Source organism: Streptomyces nidicola, from assembly GCF_050106155.1.
Classification (GTDB): domain Bacteria; phylum Actinomycetota; class Actinomycetes; order Streptomycetales; family Streptomycetaceae; genus Streptomyces.
On sequence record NZ_JBNBPI010000001.1, the window covers coordinates 2293845 to 2313721 of the forward strand.

14 protein-coding genes are annotated in these 19877 nt (G+C 70.0%); 9 read left to right on the top strand and 5 right to left on the bottom strand.

Annotated features, from left to right (window positions below):
• Positions 1-56: 56 nt before the first annotated feature.
• From ACOKM3_RS10565 to ACOKM3_RS10580, 4 genes are all read right to left on the bottom strand, one after another.
• Positions 57-782 (bottom strand): class I SAM-dependent methyltransferase, encoded by a 726-nt coding sequence (locus ACOKM3_RS10565; protein WP_426899219.1) that lies wholly within the window; start codon positions 780-782, stop codon positions 57-59.
• Positions 783-868: 86 nt separating this feature from the next.
• Positions 869-3250, bottom strand: coding sequence for an ATP-binding SpoIIE family protein phosphatase (locus tag ACOKM3_RS10570; RefSeq protein ID WP_426899221.1), 2382 nt, complete (start codon positions 3248-3250; stop codon positions 869-871).
• 1266 nt (positions 3251-4516) lie between these two features.
• Positions 4517-6922: an MFS transporter gene (locus ACOKM3_RS10575; protein WP_426899223.1), complete on the bottom strand. Its 2406-nt coding sequence runs from the start codon at positions 6920-6922 to the stop codon at positions 4517-4519.
• Positions 6923-7144: 222 nt separating this feature from the next.
• Positions 7145-7588 carry an SRPBCC family protein gene (locus ACOKM3_RS10580; RefSeq protein WP_426899225.1) on the bottom strand — a complete coding sequence of 148 codons (444 nt, stop codon included), beginning with the start codon at positions 7586-7588 and terminating at the stop codon, positions 7145-7147.
• A gap of 201 nt (positions 7589-7789) precedes the next feature.
• Between ACOKM3_RS10580 and ACOKM3_RS10585 the strand changes: the two genes are divergently transcribed.
• Both ACOKM3_RS10585 and ACOKM3_RS10590 read left to right on the top strand, forming a co-directional pair.
• The gene (locus tag ACOKM3_RS10585) at positions 7790-8833 is read left to right on the top strand and encodes an Rv2578c family radical SAM protein (RefSeq protein WP_426899227.1); all 1044 of its coding nucleotides are present in this window, start codon (positions 7790-7792) and stop codon (positions 8831-8833) included.
• Positions 8834-8844: 11 nt separating this feature from the next.
• Complete coding sequence (locus ACOKM3_RS10590; protein WP_426899228.1) at positions 8845-9243, top strand: RidA family protein; 399 nt, start codon at positions 8845-8847, stop codon at positions 9241-9243.
• A 35-nt stretch (positions 9244-9278) separates the two neighbouring features.
• On the opposite strand, the gene ACOKM3_RS10595 is transcribed toward ACOKM3_RS10590, so the two are convergent.
• Positions 9279-9851 carry a HEAT repeat domain-containing protein gene (locus tag ACOKM3_RS10595; RefSeq protein ID WP_426899230.1) on the bottom strand — a complete coding sequence of 191 codons (573 nt, stop codon included), beginning with the start codon at positions 9849-9851 and terminating at the stop codon, positions 9279-9281.
• A gap of 366 nt (positions 9852-10217) precedes the next feature.
• On the opposite strand from ACOKM3_RS10595, the gene ACOKM3_RS10600 reads away from it, so the two are divergent.
• The 7 genes from ACOKM3_RS10600 to ACOKM3_RS10630 all read left to right on the top strand — a co-directional run bounded on the left by ACOKM3_RS10600 (position 10218) and on the right by ACOKM3_RS10630 (position 19688).
• Positions 10218-12002: a 3-hydroxyacyl-CoA dehydrogenase family protein gene (locus ACOKM3_RS10600; protein ID WP_426899232.1), complete on the top strand. Its 1785-nt coding sequence runs from the start codon at positions 10218-10220 to the stop codon at positions 12000-12002.
• Positions 12003-12280: 278 nt separating this feature from the next.
• Complete coding sequence (locus ACOKM3_RS10605) at positions 12281-13105, top strand: TetR family transcriptional regulator (protein WP_426906758.1); 825 nt, start codon at positions 12281-12283, stop codon at positions 13103-13105.
• Positions 13106-13584: 479 nt separating this feature from the next.
• Positions 13585-14922 carry a crotonyl-CoA carboxylase/reductase gene (gene ccrA, locus ACOKM3_RS10610; protein WP_426899234.1) on the top strand — a complete coding sequence of 446 codons (1338 nt, stop codon included), beginning with the start codon at positions 13585-13587 and terminating at the stop codon, positions 14920-14922.
• A 32-nt stretch (positions 14923-14954) separates the two neighbouring features.
• The gene (locus ACOKM3_RS10615; protein ID WP_426899236.1) at positions 14955-17003 is read left to right on the top strand and encodes a protein meaA; all 2049 of its coding nucleotides are present in this window, start codon (positions 14955-14957) and stop codon (positions 17001-17003) included.
• On the top strand, positions 17000-17962 hold the full coding sequence (locus ACOKM3_RS10620) for an HpcH/HpaI aldolase/citrate lyase family protein (RefSeq protein WP_327660763.1): 963 nt from the start codon (positions 17000-17002) through the stop codon (positions 17960-17962). The genes ACOKM3_RS10615 and ACOKM3_RS10620 overlap by 4 nt, the downstream gene beginning before the upstream one ends.
• Positions 17963-17967: 5 nt before the next feature.
• Positions 17968-18480, top strand: a complete 513-nt coding sequence (locus tag ACOKM3_RS10625) for a MaoC family dehydratase (protein ID WP_426899238.1) — start codon at positions 17968-17970, stop codon at positions 18478-18480.
• 2 nt (positions 18481-18482) lie between these two features.
• Positions 18483-19688 (top strand): acyl-CoA dehydrogenase family protein, encoded by a 1206-nt coding sequence (locus tag ACOKM3_RS10630; RefSeq protein ID WP_267068643.1) that lies wholly within the window; start codon positions 18483-18485, stop codon positions 19686-19688.
• Positions 19689-19877: the final 189 nt, after the last annotated feature.

The window sequence follows — 19877 nt, forward strand, 5'->3', positions numbered from 1 at the left end:
TTCCCACCCGTTGAGAGGAGTTCTCGCTCGTCAGCGCGTTGTGGCGGCACCCGGAATTAGTCTGACCGGCCCACCACCAGCCATGTCGACGGCAGCTCGATGCGGCCGCCGTCGGCCGAGAAATCCGTCGTCACGAGCGGCAGCTCCCCCGCGGCGAGCACCGAGAGGCCCGCCGCCGCCACGTACTCCGGCACCACCTCGTCCGAGACCTCGCCGGGCGCGATGCCGTGCGAGAACACCTCGCCCAGCTTGGGCGGCGGCCCGGCAGGGCCCGTCGCGAGCTCCTCCAGGATCGGCCGCGCCCGCTCCGACAGCTCGACCACGAAGCCGCGCCCGCGCTCGCCGACGAGCGCCGCGATCGCGTCGACGAGCAACTGCCGATCGGTGGGCTCGCTCTGATGCAGCACGCCCCGCATATAGACGTTGACGTCACCCAACTCGGCGTGCAAGGAGCCCATTTGATCGTGGTCGGTGGCGTCGAGCTCGCGGTAGTCGGCCTGTCCCGCCGGATCGGCCTCGCGGGCCCGGCCGAGGGCGGCCGCCGACAGATCGGCGCCGACGACTCTCGGGTAGCGGTCGGCGAGGAAGCGGGTCTGCGTACCGTTGCCGCAGCCGAGGTCCAGCATCGGCAGGCCCGGCGCCGCCAACTCCGGTTCGAACAGGGCCAGATGGAGACCCGCCGTGAGAGCGGGCTCGGAGTCCCAGAAGACGCCTCCCGGCTCGGGCGAGGCGTCCTCCCAGAAGCTCTCCCACGCTTCCTTGTAGCGCTCGCTCACGCTCATGGAGCCCTCCCCAGGGTGCGGCAGCCGAAGTGTCAGATCGGTCTACCGCTCCGGGACACGCCCCCACAAGAACGCCGGGCGCACCTTCACCGAGACGACGCGGAAAGTTCGAACCACACGGTCTTTCCCGTCGCGGTGCGACTCGTGCCCCACGCGCGCGAGAGCCGCGCCACCACGCGCAGGCCCCTCCCGAACTCGTCGCCCGGCCCCGCGCTGAGCAGCGTCGGCAGCACGTGCTCGGTGTCCTCGACCTCGCACAGCAGCGTCCCCGAGCGCACCAGGCGCAACTGCACGGGGCCGCCGCGCGCATGGCGTACGGCATTGCCGACGAGTTCGCTCACGATCAGTTCCGCGGAGTCCGAGATCCCCGACAGGCGCCACCGCGCGAGCCGCTCGCGTACGAGACCACGCGCGCGTGGCACCTCGGCGGGCTCCGGGGCGAAGGTCCAGTGGGCGACGTCGTCCGCCTCGAACCCGTTGAGCCGCGCGAGCAGCAGTGCCACGTCGTCCTTGCGGCCACCCCTCGTGGCCAGCGAACGGATGATGGTGTCGCAGGCGTCGTCCATGGAGGCGGCCGGGTGGGCGGCGGACTCGCAGAGCGTCGCGAGGCCCACGCCGATGTCCTCGCCGCGCACCTCGACCAGGCCGTCCGTGCACATCACCAGACGGTCGCCGGGCGCGACCGGTACCCGTACGGACTCGAACGGCACGCCTCCGACGCCGATCGGGGCGCCCGTGGGCAGTTCGAGCAGCTCACTACCGCCGTCGGCCGCTCGCACGAGCACGGGCGGGATGTGCCCGGCGTTGGCGAGGTTCAGCTCGCCCACGATGGGGTCGTAGACGGCGTACAGGCACGTCGCCAGGTAGTTGTCGCCGAGTCGCTGCGCCAAGTCGTCGAGATTGCGCAGGAGTTGAGCGGGCGGCAGGTCGAGCGCCGCCATGGTCTGCACGGCGGTCCGTAACTGGCCCATCATCGCCGCCGAGTTGAGCCCGTGCCCCATCACGTCACCGACGACGAGCGCGGTGCGCGCGCCCGGCAGCTTGATGGAGTCGAACCAGTCGCCTCCCACCCGCCCGAGCAGCGTGCCCGGCAGATAGCGGGTGGCGATGTCGCAGCCCGGCATGTGCGGCTCGATCTGCGGCAGCATGCTGTCCTGGAGCGTCTCGGCGACGGCCTCCTGGTACGTGTACATGCGCGCGTTGTCGAGTACGAGGCCCGCCCGCGCGGCGAGTTCGGCTACGGTCACCCGGTCCATGTCGTTGAAGACGGGCCGCTCCTGATGCCGCAGCAGAATCATGAAACCGAGCACCACATTGCGGGCCTTCAGCGGCACCACCAGCATCGACCGGTGATTGATCAGCGGTCGGATGTCGCGCTTCGCGAACTGCGACGCGATCGCATTGCCCATCTCCTCCGAGATGTACGGCACGAGGACCGGGTCGCCGCTGGTCATGCACTGGAAGAACGGCGTGTGCACCGGGAACGGCATGGACTCGCCGACCGGTACGACGTCGTCCCAACGGCCCGGCTCGTCGGTGTGCTCCAGGGCGACGCGGTGCCACATCGTGGTGGCGTCGGGCGCGCCCTCGGGGAAGCCCTCGCCCGCGACGACCTGCTCACGCAGATACGTGCCTGCCACATCGGTGAAGCGGGGCACGACCGCGCGGCTGACCTCGACGATGGTGCGGGACAGGTCGAGGGACGAACCGATGCGCCCGCTCACCTCGTTGAGGAATTCGAGGCGGTCGCGTACGGCCGCGTATTCGAGGTCTTCCGCGCTGTCGGCGTCGTCGAGCGGTGCGCGCGGGGAGGGCACGCCCAGCGCGGTGGCGCGGGCGGCCTGCGCGCGGCGCGCCTTGCGCTCGGTGCGCCGGGAGACACCCCAGTCAGCAGTCACCGGAACCCGGTCATGCTGACTGAACTCCAGCACGGGATACCCGAGTTCGAGCACCTGCGACACGATCCGGGCGCTCTCGGAGACGCTCATGCTCGGCAGGATCTCGGGCAGCTTGCGGGCGAGTTCGTCGGCCGCGGGGAAGTCCGTGTGCAGCGCGAACGCCGGGGCTATCCGCTCGACCTCCGGCCCCTCGTCGCCGCTCAACTTCCGGGCGTCGACGGCCAGTACGAGCAGTCGCTCGGGGCCCGGGCCCACAAGGGGGTACGCCCACCACAGGACGTCGATACGGTCGCGGGGGCCCGCGCTGGTGTCCAGGCGGGCGCGTCCCGCGGCCGGGTAGGACAGCTGTCCGCCCAGCGATTCCTCCAAGTCGTGGGGCGCGGGGCCCTCTTGCGGGAGCGCGCCGGAGACCGGCAGGAGGTCGGCGGCGGGGCGGCCCACCGCGTCCTCCTTGGGCGGGCCGAAGAGGCGGCGGGCGCCGCTGCTCCAGTGCGAGACGCGGCCCGCGTGGTCGATCACCACGACGGCGAGCGGGACGCGGCCCTGCGGGGCCTGACCGGTGCCGTCCATCGCCGCGCTCCTCCCTCCGGCGCGCCGGGGGTGCGCGCCGCCTCTCCCCACGGTACGGCTCCGCCGGTTGGCGGGTGGCTTCTTGCCGGTAATTACGTCACGGCCCTTGACGCCGGGGGCCCTGCCGCCCCACCGATCCACCACCTCTGGGCTCCGCCCCGGCCTCCCGCGCCTCAATCGCCGGCGGGGAGCAACCCGCCGCAACCACGGCACCCCACCCGTTGCGGTCGACGCCACCGCCGCCTTGGGCAGTCTGCCGCCTGGGGCGGCAGGGTGGGCAAGGCGGCACCCCGGTGCCGCGCAACCCTCACGACGGGCCCCACCCCCGGTGCAGCGGCTGGGCCCCGGACGGGGCGGGCGGTGGGAGGTGAGCGGGGCGGGCGCAGCCGGGTGGGGGCCAGGGCGGGCCGCGCAGCGGGGACGGGAGGGCCGACCACGGCAAGGCCCGGTGCCGCGCACCCTGCACAGCAGGCCCCACCCCCGGTGCAGCGACTGGGCCCCGGACGGGCCAGAGCCCTTGGAGGGGGCGGGCGGTGGGAGATGGGCCGGCGGTGGGAGATGGGCCGGCGGCGCAGCCTGAACAAAACGGTGCCGCGCAACACAGCCGAGAGAGCCGACCACGGCAGAGCCTCGGTGCCGCGCACTCTGCACGGCTGGCCCCGCCCCCGCGCAGCAACCGGGCCCCACGGGCGAGGCCCCCGGAGGGGGCGGGCGGGAGGTGACCGGGCACCGGTACAGCCGGAGAGGGTCCAGGGCCGCGCAACCGGGCCGAGAGGGCCGACCACGGCAAGGCTCCCGTGCCGCGCACCCGTCACACCCGGACCACCAGGGCCTAAGCCCCGTGTGGGGTGGCGATGAGCCGGCGGCGCGGCCTGAACGGGTCCGTGCCGCGCAGCGGGGACGGGAGGGCCGACCACGGGAACAGCCCGGTGCCGCGCACCTGTCACGCCCGGGCAACGGGGGCCGAAGCCCCCGGAGGGGGCGGGCGGGCGGGAGATGACCGGGCACCGGCACAGCCGAAGAGGGGGCGGGGACGTACAGCGGAGATGGGAGGCCCCACCATGACAACGGGGACGGGAAGGCCCACCACGACAACGGGGCCGAGAGGGCCCACCACGGCGAGGGGCCGGTACCGCGCACCCGCCACGCCCGGACCACAGCGGCCGACGCCCCGCGCGGGCGACGGGCCGCGGCCGACCGTGCCGTACAGCGAGCACCGTGCAGCCCCGCCCCAGCCACGGCCACGGCCACGGCCACGGCCCAACGTCAGTCCTCGTGGCCCAGCTGAAGGTCCCGTTCCGTGCGGCCGCCGCCCGCCACCTGGAGGACCGTCGCCACCGGCGGATAGCCCGCCGCGATCACCGTGTACTCACCGGACGCCAGGTCCACGAAGCGGAACGTGCCGTCCGGGCCCGTCGTCAGCGTGTCCACCACGTTGCCCGCCACGTCGAGGAGCGTGACCCTCGCGTCCTCCACCGGCCGGCCACCCCCCGCCCGTACCGTCCCCCTCAGCATCGCCCCACCCGCGAGCTCCACGTCCTGGCGGGTCTCACGGGAGGCCATCACCGTCACCGGCAGCGCGGCCGGCCGGAACGCCGGGGCGCTGGCGGCCAGGGTGTACTCGCCGGCCACCAACTCCGTGATGACGTACCCGCCTTCGCGGCCGGAGCGCGTCGTCGACACCACTTCACCGTGCACGTTCGTCAACGTAACGATCGCTTCACGTACGGGAGTTCCGTCCGCCGTCAGCACCGAACCCGCCAGGCGGCCCGCGCCGCCGAGGACCACGTCCAGGTCCACCGGGCGCTCCCCCACCGTGACCGTCACGGCCTGCGGCTGGTGGCCACCGGCCGCCGCGATCAGGACGTACGACCCCGTGCCCGGCGTCGCGAGCGCGTAGCGGCCGTCGTCGCCGCTCGCGCCACGGCCGATCTGGGAGCCGCCCACGTCGATGAGGGTGAGCGCGGCGCGCGGCACCGGCGTGCCGTCGGAGTGCCGTACGGTCCCGCAGACCGGGACCCCGGCGGCGTGGCCGGCGGCACGCTCCTGCGCGGGAATGACATGGGCCTCGGAGCCGACGGAGCCGGCGGAACTGGACAACAGGAGTGTCTCCTTGAGGAAGAAGGCGAGGAGCAGGCCCAGGACGAGGACCGGCACCAGGTAGAGGAAGATCCGGGGCATCGCGTCGGCGTATGCCTCGATGTACGGGGTGCGCAGCGCCGCGGGCATCGCGTGCACGAGCTGCGGGGTGATGGACTCGGCGTCGGGCAGCCGCCCGCCGCCGGTGACCCGGTCGGCGAGGGAGTCGGCGAGCCGGTCCGCGAAGAGCGTGCCGAAGATCGCGGCGCCCACGCTGCCGCCGATCTGCCGGAAGTAGTTGTTGGCGCTGGTGGCGGTGCCGAGGTCCGAGGCGCGTACGGAGTTCTGCACGGCGAGCACGAGCACCGGCATGATCAGGCCGATGCCCGCGCCCAACACGGCCATGTAGGCGCTGTATTCGAGGCGCGGGGTGTCCACTTCGAGGCGAGAGAGGAGGTACATGCCGGCCGTCGAGAGCGCGCCGCCGAGGATCGGGTAGAGCTTGTATCGGCCCGTGTGGCTGATGAGTTGGCCGGAGACGATGGAGGCGACGACCACGCCGCCCATCATCGGCAGCATCAGCAGGCCCGACTCCGTCGCCGTCGCGCCGTCGACCATCTGGAGGAACGTCGGCAGATAGCTCGCCGCGCCGAACAGCGCGACACCCACGACCATGCCGACGAGCCCGCTGACGTTGAACACCGAGTCGCGGAACAGCCGTAGTGGGATGAGGGGTTCGGCGGCGAACTTCTCGGCGAGGAGGAAGAGGAGCGTCGAGGCGAGGGCGCCCGCGCCGAGCCCGATGATGACGCGGTCGCCCCACTCGTACTCGGTCCCGCCCCAACTGGTCAGCAGCACAAGGCAGGTGGAGGCGGCGGCCAGCAACAGCGCACCCATGACGTCGAGTCGGGGCTTCTTGGTCGGCTTGGGGAGCTTGAGGACGACCGCCGTGACCGCGAGGGTGAGCAGGCCGAACGGGACGTTGATGTAGAAGCACCAGCGCCAGGACAGATGGTCGGTGAAGTAGCCGCCGAGCAACGGGCCCGCGACCGAGGCGAGGCCGAACGCGGCGCCGATCAGACCCATGTAGCGGCCGCGTTCGCGCGGCGGCACGATGTCGCCGATGATCGCCTGTACGCCGATCATGAGTCCGCCCGCGCCGACGCCCTGGAGGGCGCGGAACGCGATGAGTTGGTCCATCGTCTGCGCGCGGCCCGCGAGCGCGGAGCCGACGATGAAGACGACGATCGCGAACTGGAAGACGCCCTTGCGGCCGAAGAGGTCGCCGAGCTTTCCGTAGATGGGCAGGCCGATGGTGGAGGTCAGCAGGTAGGCGGTGATCGCCCAGGACATCTTGTCCAGGCCGTGCAGTTCGCCGACGATCCGGGGCAGCGCCGTGGCGACGATCATCTGCTCGAGGGCGGCAAGCAGCAGCGCCAGCATCAGGCCGACGAAGACCATGCGCACGCGGCGCGGGCTGAGCCCGTGGCCGGGCAACTCGGCGGGCTCCGCGGGCCGTTGCGGCTCCGGCGGGAGGTCGGGCGGGGCCACCGGATCCCCGACCGGATCGGTCACCAGCGTCACCGTGCCCACCTGCAGCTCCCCTCGTCGCCCTTGCCCGGCCATTTCTCGCATTACGCGACAACTGGGGGCAAGCGCGACGATTCGCTGTTCAGGTGGGTCGGATCGACGTATCCGCCGGTAGGAGCCCTACGGCGTACAACGGCGGCGAAACGAAAACCACTCGAAACGGTGAGCGGCGGATCAGTGCGCGAGGGTCACGACGCGGGCCTCACAACTGCCCGCCCGCGCAGGCTACTTCTCGACCTGGGCCGCGAGACCCGCGAGCACGGCGTCGTAGATGCGGCCGAGGCCCTTGGGGGCGAAGGTCTTCTCGAAGAAGCCGCCGATGCCGCCCGCGCCGTTCCACACGGTCGTGACGGTGACACGGGACTGACCCTCGCCGGCCGGCGTGACGCGCCACGTCGTGACCATGGAGGAGTTGCGGTCCGTCTCGACGAGCTCGCCGTCGGTCGGCTCGGTCACGTCGAGCAGGCAGTCGCGCACGCGCTTGCTGGTGGCCTGGAGCTTCCAGTGCACGAGCGTGCCCTCGCCGTCGCCGCCCTCGCGCACCTCGTACTCGCTGAAGTGCTCGGGCAGCATCTTCGCGCGCGTGCCGCTGTAGTCGGCGAGGGCGTCGAAGACGTCGTCCGGCTTCGCGGCGACGACACGTTCCGTGGTGGCCTCGACCTGCGCCATGACACTTCCTCCAGCAATTGGTTCTTCAGGGACCGCCCATGGGCGGTGTCAAGACAACCACTGTCCGTACCGGCCGCCCAAATCGGGGCCGGACCCCGGCCACACCTGCTACGTAGGGCGTTCGCACGGGGATCGCACCGGGTTCGCACGATCAAGGGAACATGTGTTCTATTCTGTGGTCAGTGCTACCGAGGAGGCGTCATGCGCTGGGAGAACCTCACGGACGAACCCGCCGACCATGGGCGAGCCCGGGATGCCGCGCTGTTCGGCGCGGACGCGGTTGTGAGCAGGACCTTCGACACGCCTGAGTTCGCTGGTGTGACGTTCCACGAGATCCGGGCCCGGTCGATCGTGAACCGGGTGCCGGGGGCGTCCCGGATGCCGTTCGAGTGGACCGTCAACCCGTATCGGGGCTGCACTCACGCGTGTGTCTACTGTTTCGCCCGCAACACGCACCGCTATCTGGACCTCGACACCGGGCTCGGCTTCGACAGCCAGATCGTGGTGAAGGTGAACGCGCCGCAGCTGCTGCGCCACCACCTCGCCTCGCGCCGCTGGCACGGCGAGCACATCGCGATGGGCACGAACGTCGACTGCTACCAACGGGCCGAGGGCCGCTACCAGTTGATGCCCGGCATCATCGAGGCGCTGCGCGACTTCGCGAACCCGTTCTCGATCCTGACGAAGGGCACGCTGATCCTGCGCGACCTGCCGCTGCTCCGCCAGGCGGCGGAGGTGACCGACGTCGGGATCTCGGTCTCGGTCGGCTTCGTGGACCGGGAGCTGTGGCGCACCGTCGAGCCGGGCACGCCCGCGCCCGAGCGCCGCCTCGATGTCGTACGCGCCCTCTCCGACGCGGGGATCGGCTGCGGGGTCCTGATGGCCCCGGTGATCCCCTTCCTCGGCGACCACCCCGATCAGTTGCGGGCGACGGTCCGCGCCATCGCCCAGGCGGGCGCGACGTCCGTGACCCCGCTCGTCCTGCACCTGCGCCCCGGCGCCCGCGAGTGGTTCATGGGCTGGCTGGCCCAGCACCACCCGCACCTCGTACGCCGCTACGAACGCCTCTACGCGGAGGGCGCCTACGCCCCGAAGTGGTACCAGCGCCGCGTGACCCGCCAGGTCCACGAACTGGCGGAGGAGTACGGCATCGGCCCGTCCCGGTCGACCACGACCCGTCGCATCCCCGCCCAGGCGGAGGCACCGGCCCCGGAGGCGGCACCGACCCAGCTCACGCTGCTGTGAGGATGGGACCCATGACACACCTCACCCACATCCCCACCCCCGACGGCGTCGCCCCGGCCGCCGCCTACAGCCACGTGGTCATGGGCGCCGGCCGCCTCATCGCCGTGTCCGGTCAGCTCGCCCTCGACGAGAAGGGCGAACTGGTCGGCGCGGGCGACCCGTTGGCGCAGGCGCGGCAGGTGTTCGAGAATCTGCGCCGGTGCCTCGCGGCCGCGGGTGCGTCTTTCGACGACGTGGTGAAGGTGACGTACTTCGTGACGGACGTGGCCCATATGCCCGCTGCACGGCAGGCCCGCGACGAGTTCCTGGACCCCGCGCGGCTGCCCGCCGCCTCCGCGGTACAGGTCGCCGCCCTGATGTCACCGGACTTCCTGATGGAGATCGAGGCTCTGGCCGTCGCGCCGGAGTAGGGCCCGATCCGAACGGCAGGCACCAACCGCCCCGCCTACCCCCGCGGCAGCCTCGCCAGTGCCGCCTCCGCCGCCATCGCGAGGCGCTGGTGGGTGGCTGCCTCCTTGAGGACCTCGCGGGCCCGTGGGTCGGCGAGGCTGCCCAGGCCCTCCACGCAGGCGAGGGCCACCTTTCGGTACGGGTCGTGCGGGACGAGGCGGCGACGGAGCGTGGCGATCAGGGCCGGGGCCGACTCCGGGGCGCGGAGCTGGGTGAGGAGGCGGATGGGATACAGGGCGTAGGCGACGCGCAGCTCGTTCGTCGCGAGGGCCGCGGCCGCCCGCGCCGTACGCGGGTCGCCGAGCGCGGCCAGCGCCTGCGCCGCCGCGGCGCAGCGCTGCGGATCACGGTGGTTGAGCAGCAGGACGAGGGATTCGAAGGCGCGGCCGTCGCCGGCCATGCCGAGCCGGTACGCCGCCAGTTCCCGCGCCCACAGCGGCTGCTGCGGCGCGGTCAGCACCGCCGCCAGCTCATCCCTGTCGTGCGTGTCGGCCAGCTGCTCGAACGCGGGCGTTCCACCGGATTCCTTCCGGATGCGTTCCGTTACCGTTCGCGACTCTTCGTCCATGACGTCGAGGGTAGACGCGCACGGCCTGCGGCGACGTAGATCACAGCGACCTTTCAACACCGAGGACTGGCGCGCTCGTTACTCGCTGGTTAAGCTCAGGTGAGCGGGGCATACTTCCCGCAGCACCGCTCGCGGCGGCCTGGTGACGCAGCCGTCGTGAGTGTCAGTCGGTTCGGTACCCGTGTGTACCGCAGTACGGCTCGGCCCCGGGACAGGGCCGCCGGTTCGATTCAACTCCCGCACCGCCCACACCTGTTGGCAGCACGCGCGGCTCACACAGCCTCGCGCGGTTCATTCCTGCCCGGTTCGCGCGCGTGCGGCGGATCAGTCGCAGCAGTCCTCACCCTCATCTTCTGGAGTCCCCAGATGGACGCTCCCCTGTCCCGTATCTCGACTGTGGCCGTCGTCGGCCTCGGCACGATGGGCACCGGCATCGCCGAGGTCCTGGCCCGTGCCGGGCGCGAGGTCATCGGCATCGACATCAGCGAGTCCGCCACCGCGCAGGCCGTGGCGTCCGTGGAGGCCTCGACGGCGCGTGCGGTGCGCCGCGAGCACCTCACCGAGCAGCAGCGGGCGGACCTGCTCGCCCGCTTCCGTACGTTCACGGATCTCCAGGCCGCGGCAGAGGCCGACCTGGTGATCGAGGTCGTCCCGGAGTCGTACGAGCTCAAGCAGCAGGTCTTCCGCGAGCTCGACGGCATCGTGCGCCCCGACACGGTCCTCGCGACCGGCACGAACGCGCTGTCGGTGACCCGGCTCGCCGCCGATTCGGCGCGGCCCGAGCGCGTCCTCGGCCTGCACTTCTTCAACCCGGCGCCGGCGATGAAGCTCGTCGAGGTGGTCTCCAGCGTGCTCACCGCACCGGCCGCCGTCGCCACCGTCACCGATCTCGCCATCGAGCTGGGCAAGGACCCGGTGGCGGTCGGCGACCGGCCCGGTTTCGTCGCCGACGGGCTGCTGTTCGGCTACCTCAACCAGGCCGCCGCCATGTACGAGGCCAAGTACGCCTCGCGCGAGGACATCGACGCCGCGATGAAGCTGGGCTGCGGGCTGCCGATGGGTCCGCTCGCCCTGCTCGACCTGATCGGCGTCGACACCGCGCGTACCGTCCTCGACGCCATGTACGCCGAGTCGCACGACCGGCTGCACGCCCCCGCCCCGATCCTCAAGCAGCTCAGCGAGGCAGGCCTGACCGGGCGCAAGGCGGGCCGCGGTTTCTACACGTACGAGGCGCCGGGCAGCTCCGTCGTGGTGCGCGACGCACTGACACCGCTGAGCGACGCGCTCACAGGACCCGCCCGCACCGTGCGCTCCGTCGGCGTCGCGGGCTCGGGGACGATGGCGTCCGGGATCGCCGAAGTGTTCGCGAAGGCCGGGTACGACGTGGTGCTCGCGGCCCGCAGCGAGGAGAAGGCGGAGGCGGCCAAGTCCCGTATCGGCAAGTCGCTTCGTCGCTCCGTCGACAAGGGCCGGATGACCGCGGAGAACGCCGAGGTGGCGCTCGCGCGCATCTCCCCCGCCGGTTCCTACGACGCGTTCGCCGACGTCGATCTGGCGCTGGAGGCCGTCGCCGAGGACCTGGACGTCAAGCGGGAGCTGTTCGCGACGTTCGACAAGGTCTGCAAGCCCGGTGCGATCCTCGCGACCACGACCTCCTCGCTGCCCGTCGTCGCCTGCGCCCGCGCGACCTCGCGCCCGCAGGACGTCATCGGCATGCACTTCTTCAACCCGGCGCCGGCCATGAAGCTCGTCGAGGTCGTGCGCACGGTGCTCACGTCCGACGAGGTGCACGCCACCGTCCGCGAGCTGACCCGCAAGGTCCGCAAGCACCCCGTGGACTGCGGGGACCGTGCCGGGTTCATCGTGAACGCGCTGCTCTTCCCGTACCTGAACAACGCGATCAAGATGGTCGAGCAGCACTACGCCTCGCTCGACGACATCGACGCCGCGATGAAGCTCGGCGGCGGCTACCCGATGGGCCCGTTCGAACTCCTCGACGTGGTCGGCCTGGACGTCTCCCTCGCCATCGAGCAGGTGCTGCACCGCGAGTTCCGCGACCCGGGCCTCGCCCCCGCACCGCTCCTGGAGCACCTGGTGGCCGCGGGCTGCCTCGGCCGCAAGACGGGCCGTGGTTTCCGCGAATATGCGTAGGGCCTGTCCGGCGGATCGGGCTGGTTACGGATGGCCTCGAACGATCGGTGCGGGCGAGCGGGGGCTGGCGCGTCCAGCTGCAAGGCGGAGGATTGAGGCATCGCGGAGCGATGGTGATTGACGACAACGCCGCAGATGGGCGTGCCAGCCCCCGCGACTCCAGCCGGATCCGCCGGACAGGCCCTGCCGCTGATTCGTCCGGGGAGGCCGAATCCGGATGGGGTGGGCTGCTCGGGGAGTCGGGCGGCCCGCTGACCGGGGCACCACCGGGCACGTACATGCAGTACGTTCGGGTCATGTCCAAGGCCGACCAGTCCACTCGTACCTCCGCCACGCCCGACGCCCCGGAGAGCGCCGCGGGCAACCGGGCCGCCGCCCAGCGGCTCAAGATGCGCCGCGAGCTGGCGGCCGCGGCGATGGAACTCTTCGCCACGAAGGGGTACGAGGCGACGACGGTCGACGAGATCGCCGCGACCGCCGGGGTCGCCCGGCGCACGTTCTTCCGCCACTTCCGCTCCAAGGAAGAGGCGATCTTCCCGGACCACGACGACACCCTGGTGCGCGCGGAGGCCGTGCTCAACGCGGCGCCGCCCTCGGAGCACCCGCTGGACACGGTCTGCCGGGGCATCAAGGAAGTCATGAAGATGTACGCGGCGTCGCCGACGGTGGCGGTGGCCCGCTACCAGCTGACCCGCGAGGTGCCGACGCTGCGGGAGGCCGAGATCGCCTCGGTGGCCCGCTACGAGCGCCTGTTCACCCGCTATCTCCTGGGCCACTTCGACGAGCAGGCCCACCACGACGGCAACGACGACCCGCTACTCGCCGAGGTGGCCGCCTCCGCCGTCGTCACGGCCCACAACCACGTGCTGCGCCGCTGGCTGCGGGCCGGCGGCCAGGGCGACGTCGAGACCCAGCTCGACCACGCCTTCGCCATCGTGCGCCGCACGTTCGGCACCGGCATCGGCGCGGGCCGCACCCCGGCCGCGCCCTCGGCCCCCGCGCAGGTCTCGCAGAACGGCGAGGTCCTGGTGACGGTGGCACGCACGGACGCGCCGCTTCCGGAGGTCATGCGCACGATCGAAGAGGCGCTCAAGAACCGGTAGCGGGGCCGCCACTTCCAAGGCGCCTCACCTGGCACGCAGTGCCAGGTGAGGCGCCTTTTGTGTTCCCCTTCCCCGCCATCACCGACCGCGGCGATCGATCATCGATCTTTTCCACGCCCGGAAACCCGGCCCTGACCTCGCCTGATCGATCATCGCTCACTTGAACAACAAAAAATTCACCTGAGCGAAATTAATGGCACGCAGTGCCTTGTGTGTTGTCACGGCGTGCCATACGTTGAAGGTGTCCGGGCGGCCGGCGCATGGAAAACTTCCGTGCGAGGGCTGTCCCCGCGAGGCACGTACGACCGTGATTCGCGCGCCCGGACGCCTGCGTCACAGGCAACCTTCCGCGCCACACCAAGCGCTGCCACAGCACCACCCCGCCGAACCGACGGCACACACCCTCATCGCACCACCGCAGCCATCAGCCACACCCGACTCAGCGTTCCCCTCAGACGCTCACCGCCGGAGGCACCACCGTGAAGGACATCCTGGACGCGATTCAGTCGCAGACCGCCACGTCTGCCGACTTCGCCGCCCTGCCGCTCCCCGACTCGTACCGCGCGATCACCGTGCACAAGGACGAGACGGAGATGTTCGCCGGGCTCGAGACCCGCGAGAAGGACCCGCGCAAGTCCATCCACCTGGACGACGTGCCCGTTCCCGAGCTCGGCCCGGGCGAGGCCCTCGTCGCCGTCATGGCCTCCTCCGTGAACTACAACTCCGTCTGGACCTCGATCTTCGAGCCGATGGCGACCTTCGGATTCCTGGAGCGCTACGGCAGGTTGAGCGAACTGACGAAGCGTCACGACCTGCCGTACCACATCATCGGCTCCGACCTCGCGGGCGTCGTGCTGCGCACCGGTCCCGGCGTGAACGCCTGGAACCCGGGCGACGAGGTCGTCGCGCACTGCCTCAGCGTCGAGCTGGAGTCGAGCGACGGGCACAACGACACGATGCTCGACCCCGAGCAGCGCATCTGGGGCTTCGAGACCAACTTCGGCGGCCTCGCCGAGATCGCGCTCGTGAAGTCCAACCAGCTGATGCCGAAGCCGGACCACCTCAGCTGGGAGGAGGCCGCCGCTCCCGGCCTCGTGAACTCCACCGCGTACCGCCAGTTGGTGTCGCGCAACGGCGCCGGTATGAAGCAGGGCGACAACGTCCTGATCTGGGGCGCGAGCGGCGGACTCGGCTCGTACGCCACGCAGTTCGCCCTCGCCGGCGGCGCCAACCCGATCTGCGTCGTCTCCAGCCCGGAGAAGGCCGCCATCTGCAAGGGCATGGGCGCCGAGGCGGTCATCGACCGCAACGCCGAGGGCTACAAGTTCTGGAAGGACGAGCGCACCCAGGACCCGAAGGAGTGGAAGCGCTTCGGCAAGCGCATCCGCGAGTTCACCGGCGGCGAGGACATCGACATCGTCTTCGAGCACCCCGGCCGCGAGACCTTCGGCGCCAGCGTCTACGTCACGCGCAAGGGCGGCACCATCACCACCTGCGCCTCCACCTCGGGCTACATGCACGAGTACGACAACCGCTACCTGTGGATGTCGCTGAAGCGGATCATCGGCTCGCACTTCGCCAACTACCGCGAGGCGTGGGAGGCCAACCGCCTGATCGCCAAGGGCAAGATCCACCCGACGCTGTCGAAGGTCTACTCCCTGGAGGACACCGGCCAGGCCGCCTACGACGTGCACCGCAACCTCCACCAGGGCAAGGTCGGCGTCCTCGCGCTCGCCCCCGAGGAGGGCCTCGGCGTCCGCGACCACGAGAAGCGGGCGCAGCACATCGACGCCATCAACCGGTTCCGGAACGTCTGAGACCTTCTGAACTCTCGTAGGAGACAGTGCAGATGACTGAGCGTCAGAAGGACCGACCGTGGCTCATGCGCACGTACGCCGGTCACTCCACGGCGGAGGCGTCCAACGAGCTGTACCGGAACAACCTCGCCAAGGGGCAGACGGGCCTGTCGGTCGCCTTCGACCTGCCGACCCAGACCGGCTACGACCCCGACCACATCCTCGCCCGCGGCGAGGTCGGCCGGGTCGGCGTCCCGGTGTCCCATCTCGGTGACATGCGGCGGCTGTTCCAGGACATCCCGCTGGAGCAGATGAACACCTCGATGACCATCAACGCCACCGCCATGTGGACCCTGGCGCTCTACCAGGTCGTCGCGGAGGAACAGGGCGCGGACATCGCGGCGCTCCAGGGGACGACGCAGAACGACATCGTCAAGGAGTACCTGTCGCGGGGCACGCACGTGTTCCCCCCGGGCCCCTCGCTCCGGCTCACGACCGACATGATCACGTACACGGTCGCCAACATGCCGAAGTGGAACCCGATCAACATCTGCAGCTACCACCTCCAGGAGGCGGGGGCCACTCCGGTCCAGGAGATCGCCTACGCGATGTCCACCGCCATCGCGGTTCTCGACGCCGTACGCGACTCAGGGCAGGTCCCCGAGGAGAAGTTCGGGGACGTCGTGGCCCGCATCTCCTTCTTCGTGAACGCGGGAGTCCGGTTCATCGAGGAGATGTGCAAGATGCGGGCGTTCGGGCGGATCTGGGACCAGATCACGCGCGAGCGGTACGGCGTCGAGAACGCGAAGCAGCGCCGCTTCCGGTACGGGGTTCAGGTCAACTCCCTCGGCCTGACCGAGGCGCAGCCGGAGAACAACGTCCAGCGGATCGTCCTCGAGATGCTGGCCGTGACGCTCTCCAAGGACGCGCGCGCCCGTGCCGTCCAACTCCCGGCCTGGAACGAGGCGTTGGGTCTCCCCCGGCCCTGGGACCAGCAGTGGTCCCTGCGCATCCAGCAGGTCCTCGCCCACGAGAGCGACCTGTTGGAGTACGAGGACATCTTCGCGGGCTCGCACGTCATCGAGAAGAAGGTCGACGAGCTGGTCGCCGAGTCCTTCGCCGAGATCGACCGGATCCAGGAGATGGGCGGCGCCATGGCCGCCGTCGAGTCCGGCTACCTGAAGTCGCAGCTCGTCTCCTCGCACGCGGAGCGCCGCGCGCGGATCGAGGCCGGCGAGGAGAAGATCGTCGGCGTCAACTGCTACGAGGGCACCGAGCCGAACCCGCTCACCGCCGACCTGGACACCGCGATCATGACGGTGGACCACGACGTCGAGGCGCGGGTCGTCCGGGCCATCGGTGACTGGCGTACGACGCGTGAGGAGTCCTCCGACCGGCAGGGCATGGGCGATCCGTTCCACTACCCGACCACCGGGCAGGCCCTCGACCGCCTCAAGGAGGCCGCGGCCGGCACGGAGAACCTCATGGAGGCCACCCTCGAATGCGCCCGCGCCGGGGTCACGACCGGCGAGTGGGCGGCGGCCCTGCGCGAGGTGTTCGGCGAGTTCCGCGCCCCTACGGGCGTCTCGTCGGCTCCGGTCGCGGTCGCCGCCGAGGAGGGCACGCCGATGGCCGAGGTCCGCGAGAAGGTCCGCCGCACCGGCGACGAACTCGGCGGAAAGCTCCGCCTGTTGGTCGGCAAGCCGGGCCTGGACGGACACTCCAACGGCGCCGAGCAGATCGCCGTACGGGCCCGCGACGCCGGGTTCGAAGTGGTCTACCAGGGCATCCGGCTCACGCCCGAACAGATCGTGTCCGCCGCGCTCGCCGAGGACGTGCACTGCGTCGGCCTGTCGATCCTGTCCGGTTCGCACGCCGAGCTGGTGCCCGACGTGCTCGCCCGCCTGCGTGAGGCGGGCGCCACCGACATCCCCGTGATCGTCGGGGGCATCATCCCGAATGCCGATGCCGAAGACCTGAAGCGGGCGGGTGTGGCCGCCGTCTTCACCCCCAAGGACTTCGGCATCACGGAGATCATCGGCCGTATCGTCGACGAGATCCGCACAGCGAACCACCTCGACCCACTGGAGGTCCCCGCATGACCCAGGTCAACCGCCTTCGCCCGCGCCGTTCGTGTCTTGCCGTCCCCGGCTCGAACCCGCGCTTCCTGGAGAAGGCCCAGGGCCTCGACGCCGACCAGGTCTTCCTCGACCTGGAGGACGCCTGCGCCCCGCTCGCCAAGCCCGAGGCGCGGCACACCATCGTCAAGTTCCTCAACGAGGGCGACTGGACGGGCAAGACGCGCGTCGTGCGGGTCAACGACTGGACGACCGAGTGGACGTACCGCGACGTCGTGACCGTCGTCGAGGGCGCGGGCCAGAACCTCGACTGCATCATGCTGCCGAAGGTCCAGACGGCCGACCAGATCGTCGCCCTCGATCTCCTCCTCACCCAGATCGAGAAGACGATGGGCTTCGAGGTCGGGAAGATCGGCATCGAGGCGCAGATCGAGAACGCGCAGGGCCTCAACAACGTCAACGCGATCGCCGAGGCCTCGCCGCGCACCGAGACCATCATCTTCGGCCCGGCCGACTTCATGGCCTCCATCAACATGAAGTCCCTGGTCGTCGGCGAGCAGCCGCCCGGCTACGGCGCCGACGCGTACCACTACATCCTGATGAAGATCCTGATGGCGGCCCGCGCCAACGACCTCCAGGCGATCGACGGCCCCTACCTGCAGATCAAGAACGTCGACGGCTTCCGCGAGGTCGCGGGCCGCGCCGCCGCGCTCGGCTTCGACGGCAAGTGGGTCCTGCACCCCGGCCAGGTCGAGGCCGCCAACGAGGTCTTCTCGCCCTCCCAGGAGGACTACGACCACGCCGAGCTGATCCTGGACGCGTACGACTACTGCACGTCCGAGGCCGGCGGCAAGAAGGGCTCCGCGATGCTCGGCGACGAGATGATCGACGAGGCCAGCCGGAAGATGGCGCTCGTCATCTCCGGGAAGGGTCGTGCGGCCGGCATGCAGCGCACGTCGAAGTTCGAGATCCCGGAGGCGTAGCGACAATGCAGTTCGGCCGCACTTACGAAGAGTTCACCGTCGGGGACGTCTACAAGCACTGGCCCGGAAAGACGGTCACCGAGTACGACGACCATCTCTTCTGTCTCCTGACGATGAACCATCACCCGCTCCACATGGACTCGAACTATGCGGAGAAGACGACGGACTTCGGTAAGAACGTCGTCGTCGGGAACTACATCTACTCGCTCCTCCTCGGGATGTCCGTGCCGGACGTGTCGGGCAAGGCGATCGCCAACCTGGAGATCGAGTCGCTGAAGCACGTGGCGCCGACCTTCCACGGCGACACCATCTACGGCGAGACCACGGTCCTGGACAAGACTCCGTCCAAGTCGAAATCGGACCGGGGCATCGTCTACGTAGAAACCAAGGGCTACAAGCAGGACGGCACGCTCGTCTGCGTCTTCCGCCGCAAGGTGATGGTGCCCACCGAGACGTACATCAAGGAGCGCGGCGGCGAACAGCCCGGCCGCCCCCAGCTCAAGGAGCAGGAGAAGTAGCCATGGCACGACTCGCCCAGACCGCCGGTCTCACCGACGTCCAGCAGGAAATTCTGTCCACCGTCAGGGACTTCGTCGACAAAGAGATCCTCCCGGTCGCGACCGAACTCGAGCACCGCGACGAGTACCCGCAACAGATCGTCGACGGGCTCAAGGAGTTGGGCCTGTTCGGACTCATGATTCCCGAGGAGTACGGGGGTCTTGGCGAGTCGCTGCTCACGTACGCGCTGTGCGTGGAAGAGATAGCGCGCGGCTGGATGTCGGTCTCCGGCATCATCAACACCCACTTCATCGTGGCCTACATGCTCAAGCAGCACGGCACGCAGGAGCAGAAGGACCACTTCCTCCCGCGCATGGCACTCGGGGAGGTGCGCGGCGCATTCTCCATGTCCGAACCGGGACTTGGCTCCGACGTGTCGGCCATCACGTCAAAGGCGGTTAAGGACGGCGACAGTTACCTTCTGAACGGCCAGAAGATGTGGCTGACGAACGGCGGTTCGTCAACGCTTGTGGCGGTTCTCACGCGAAGTGATGAAGGTCACCCGGAGGGCTCCGCGCCGCACAAGTCGATGACGACGTTCCTCGTCGAGAAGGAACCCGGCTTCGGTGAGGTCCGTCCGGGCCTGACCATCCCCGGAAAGATCGACAAGATGGGTTACAAGGGCGTCGACACGACCGAACTCATCATGGATGACCTGCGCATTCCGGCCAATCGCGTATTGGGCGGGGAGACCGGCCGGGGCTTCTACCAAATGATGGACGGCGTGGAAGTCGGGCGGGTGAATGTCGCCGCGCGTGGCTGTGGCGTCGCACAGCGTGCATTTGAACTGGGTGTCGATTACGCGCAGCAACGGCACACTTTCGGAAAGCCCATCGCGCAGCACCAGGCGATCCAGTTCAAGTTGGCCGAGATGGCCACCAAGGTCGAGGCCGCCCATGCGATGATGGTCAATGCAGCACGCAAAAAGGACTCCGGGGAACGTAACGACCTCGAGGCAGGGATGGCCAAGTACCTGGCCTCCGAATACTGCAAGGAAGTCGTCGAGGACGCCTTCCGGATCCACGGCGGCTACGGCTTCTCCAAGGAGTACGAGATCGAGCGTCTCTACCGCGAGGCACCGATGTTGCTGATCGGCGAAGGTACCGCCGAGATCCAGAAAATGATCATTGGTCGTCGGCTCCTCGAGGAGTATCGATCCCAAGGCTGATCCTGGGCCAGATGTCCGTTTACGGGGTGTTTCTTCGCGAAGAAGATCACACCCCGTAGGCGCGCTCCGGGGGACGCCTACCGTCCGATGTGGCTTCCTGGCTTGCCCAGTTGTGGCTCGCAACCGATAGCATCCCCGGAAAAGCCGCCGTCCCCCCGTAAACTGCGCGGCCTCATCCGCTACGAAGGT

Bases quoted from the DNA above. Each gene is read 5' to 3' on its own strand.
- ACOKM3_RS10565 (WP_426899219.1), bottom strand. From the start codon at position 782: ATGAGCGTGAGCGAGCGCTACAAGGAAGCGTGGGAGAGCTTCTGGGAG.
- ACOKM3_RS10570 (WP_426899221.1), bottom strand. From the start codon at position 3,250: ATGGACGGCACCGGTCAGGCCCCGCAGGGCCGCGTCCCGCTCGCCGTC.
- ACOKM3_RS10580 (WP_426899225.1), bottom strand. From the start codon at position 7,588: ATGGCGCAGGTCGAGGCCACCACGGAACGTGTCGTCGCCGCGAAGCCG.
- ACOKM3_RS10585 (WP_426899227.1), top strand. From the start codon at position 7,790: ATGCGCTGGGAGAACCTCACGGACGAACCCGCCGACCATGGGCGAGCC.
- ACOKM3_RS10590 (WP_426899228.1), top strand. From the start codon at position 8,845: ATGACACACCTCACCCACATCCCCACCCCCGACGGCGTCGCCCCGGCC.
- ACOKM3_RS10595 (WP_426899230.1), bottom strand. From the start codon at position 9,851: ATGGACGAAGAGTCGCGAACGGTAACGGAACGCATCCGGAAGGAATCC.
- ACOKM3_RS10600 (WP_426899232.1), top strand. From the start codon at position 10,218: ATGGACGCTCCCCTGTCCCGTATCTCGACTGTGGCCGTCGTCGGCCTC.
- ACOKM3_RS10605 (WP_426906758.1), top strand. From the start codon at position 12,281: ATGCAGTACGTTCGGGTCATGTCCAAGGCCGACCAGTCCACTCGTACC.
- ACOKM3_RS10615 (WP_426899236.1), top strand. From the start codon at position 14,955: ATGACTGAGCGTCAGAAGGACCGACCGTGGCTCATGCGCACGTACGCC.
- ACOKM3_RS10620 (WP_327660763.1), top strand. From the start codon at position 17,000: ATGACCCAGGTCAACCGCCTTCGCCCGCGCCGTTCGTGTCTTGCCGTC.
- ACOKM3_RS10625 (WP_426899238.1), top strand. From the start codon at position 17,968: ATGCAGTTCGGCCGCACTTACGAAGAGTTCACCGTCGGGGACGTCTAC.
- ACOKM3_RS10630 (WP_267068643.1), top strand. From the start codon at position 18,483: ATGGCACGACTCGCCCAGACCGCCGGTCTCACCGACGTCCAGCAGGAA.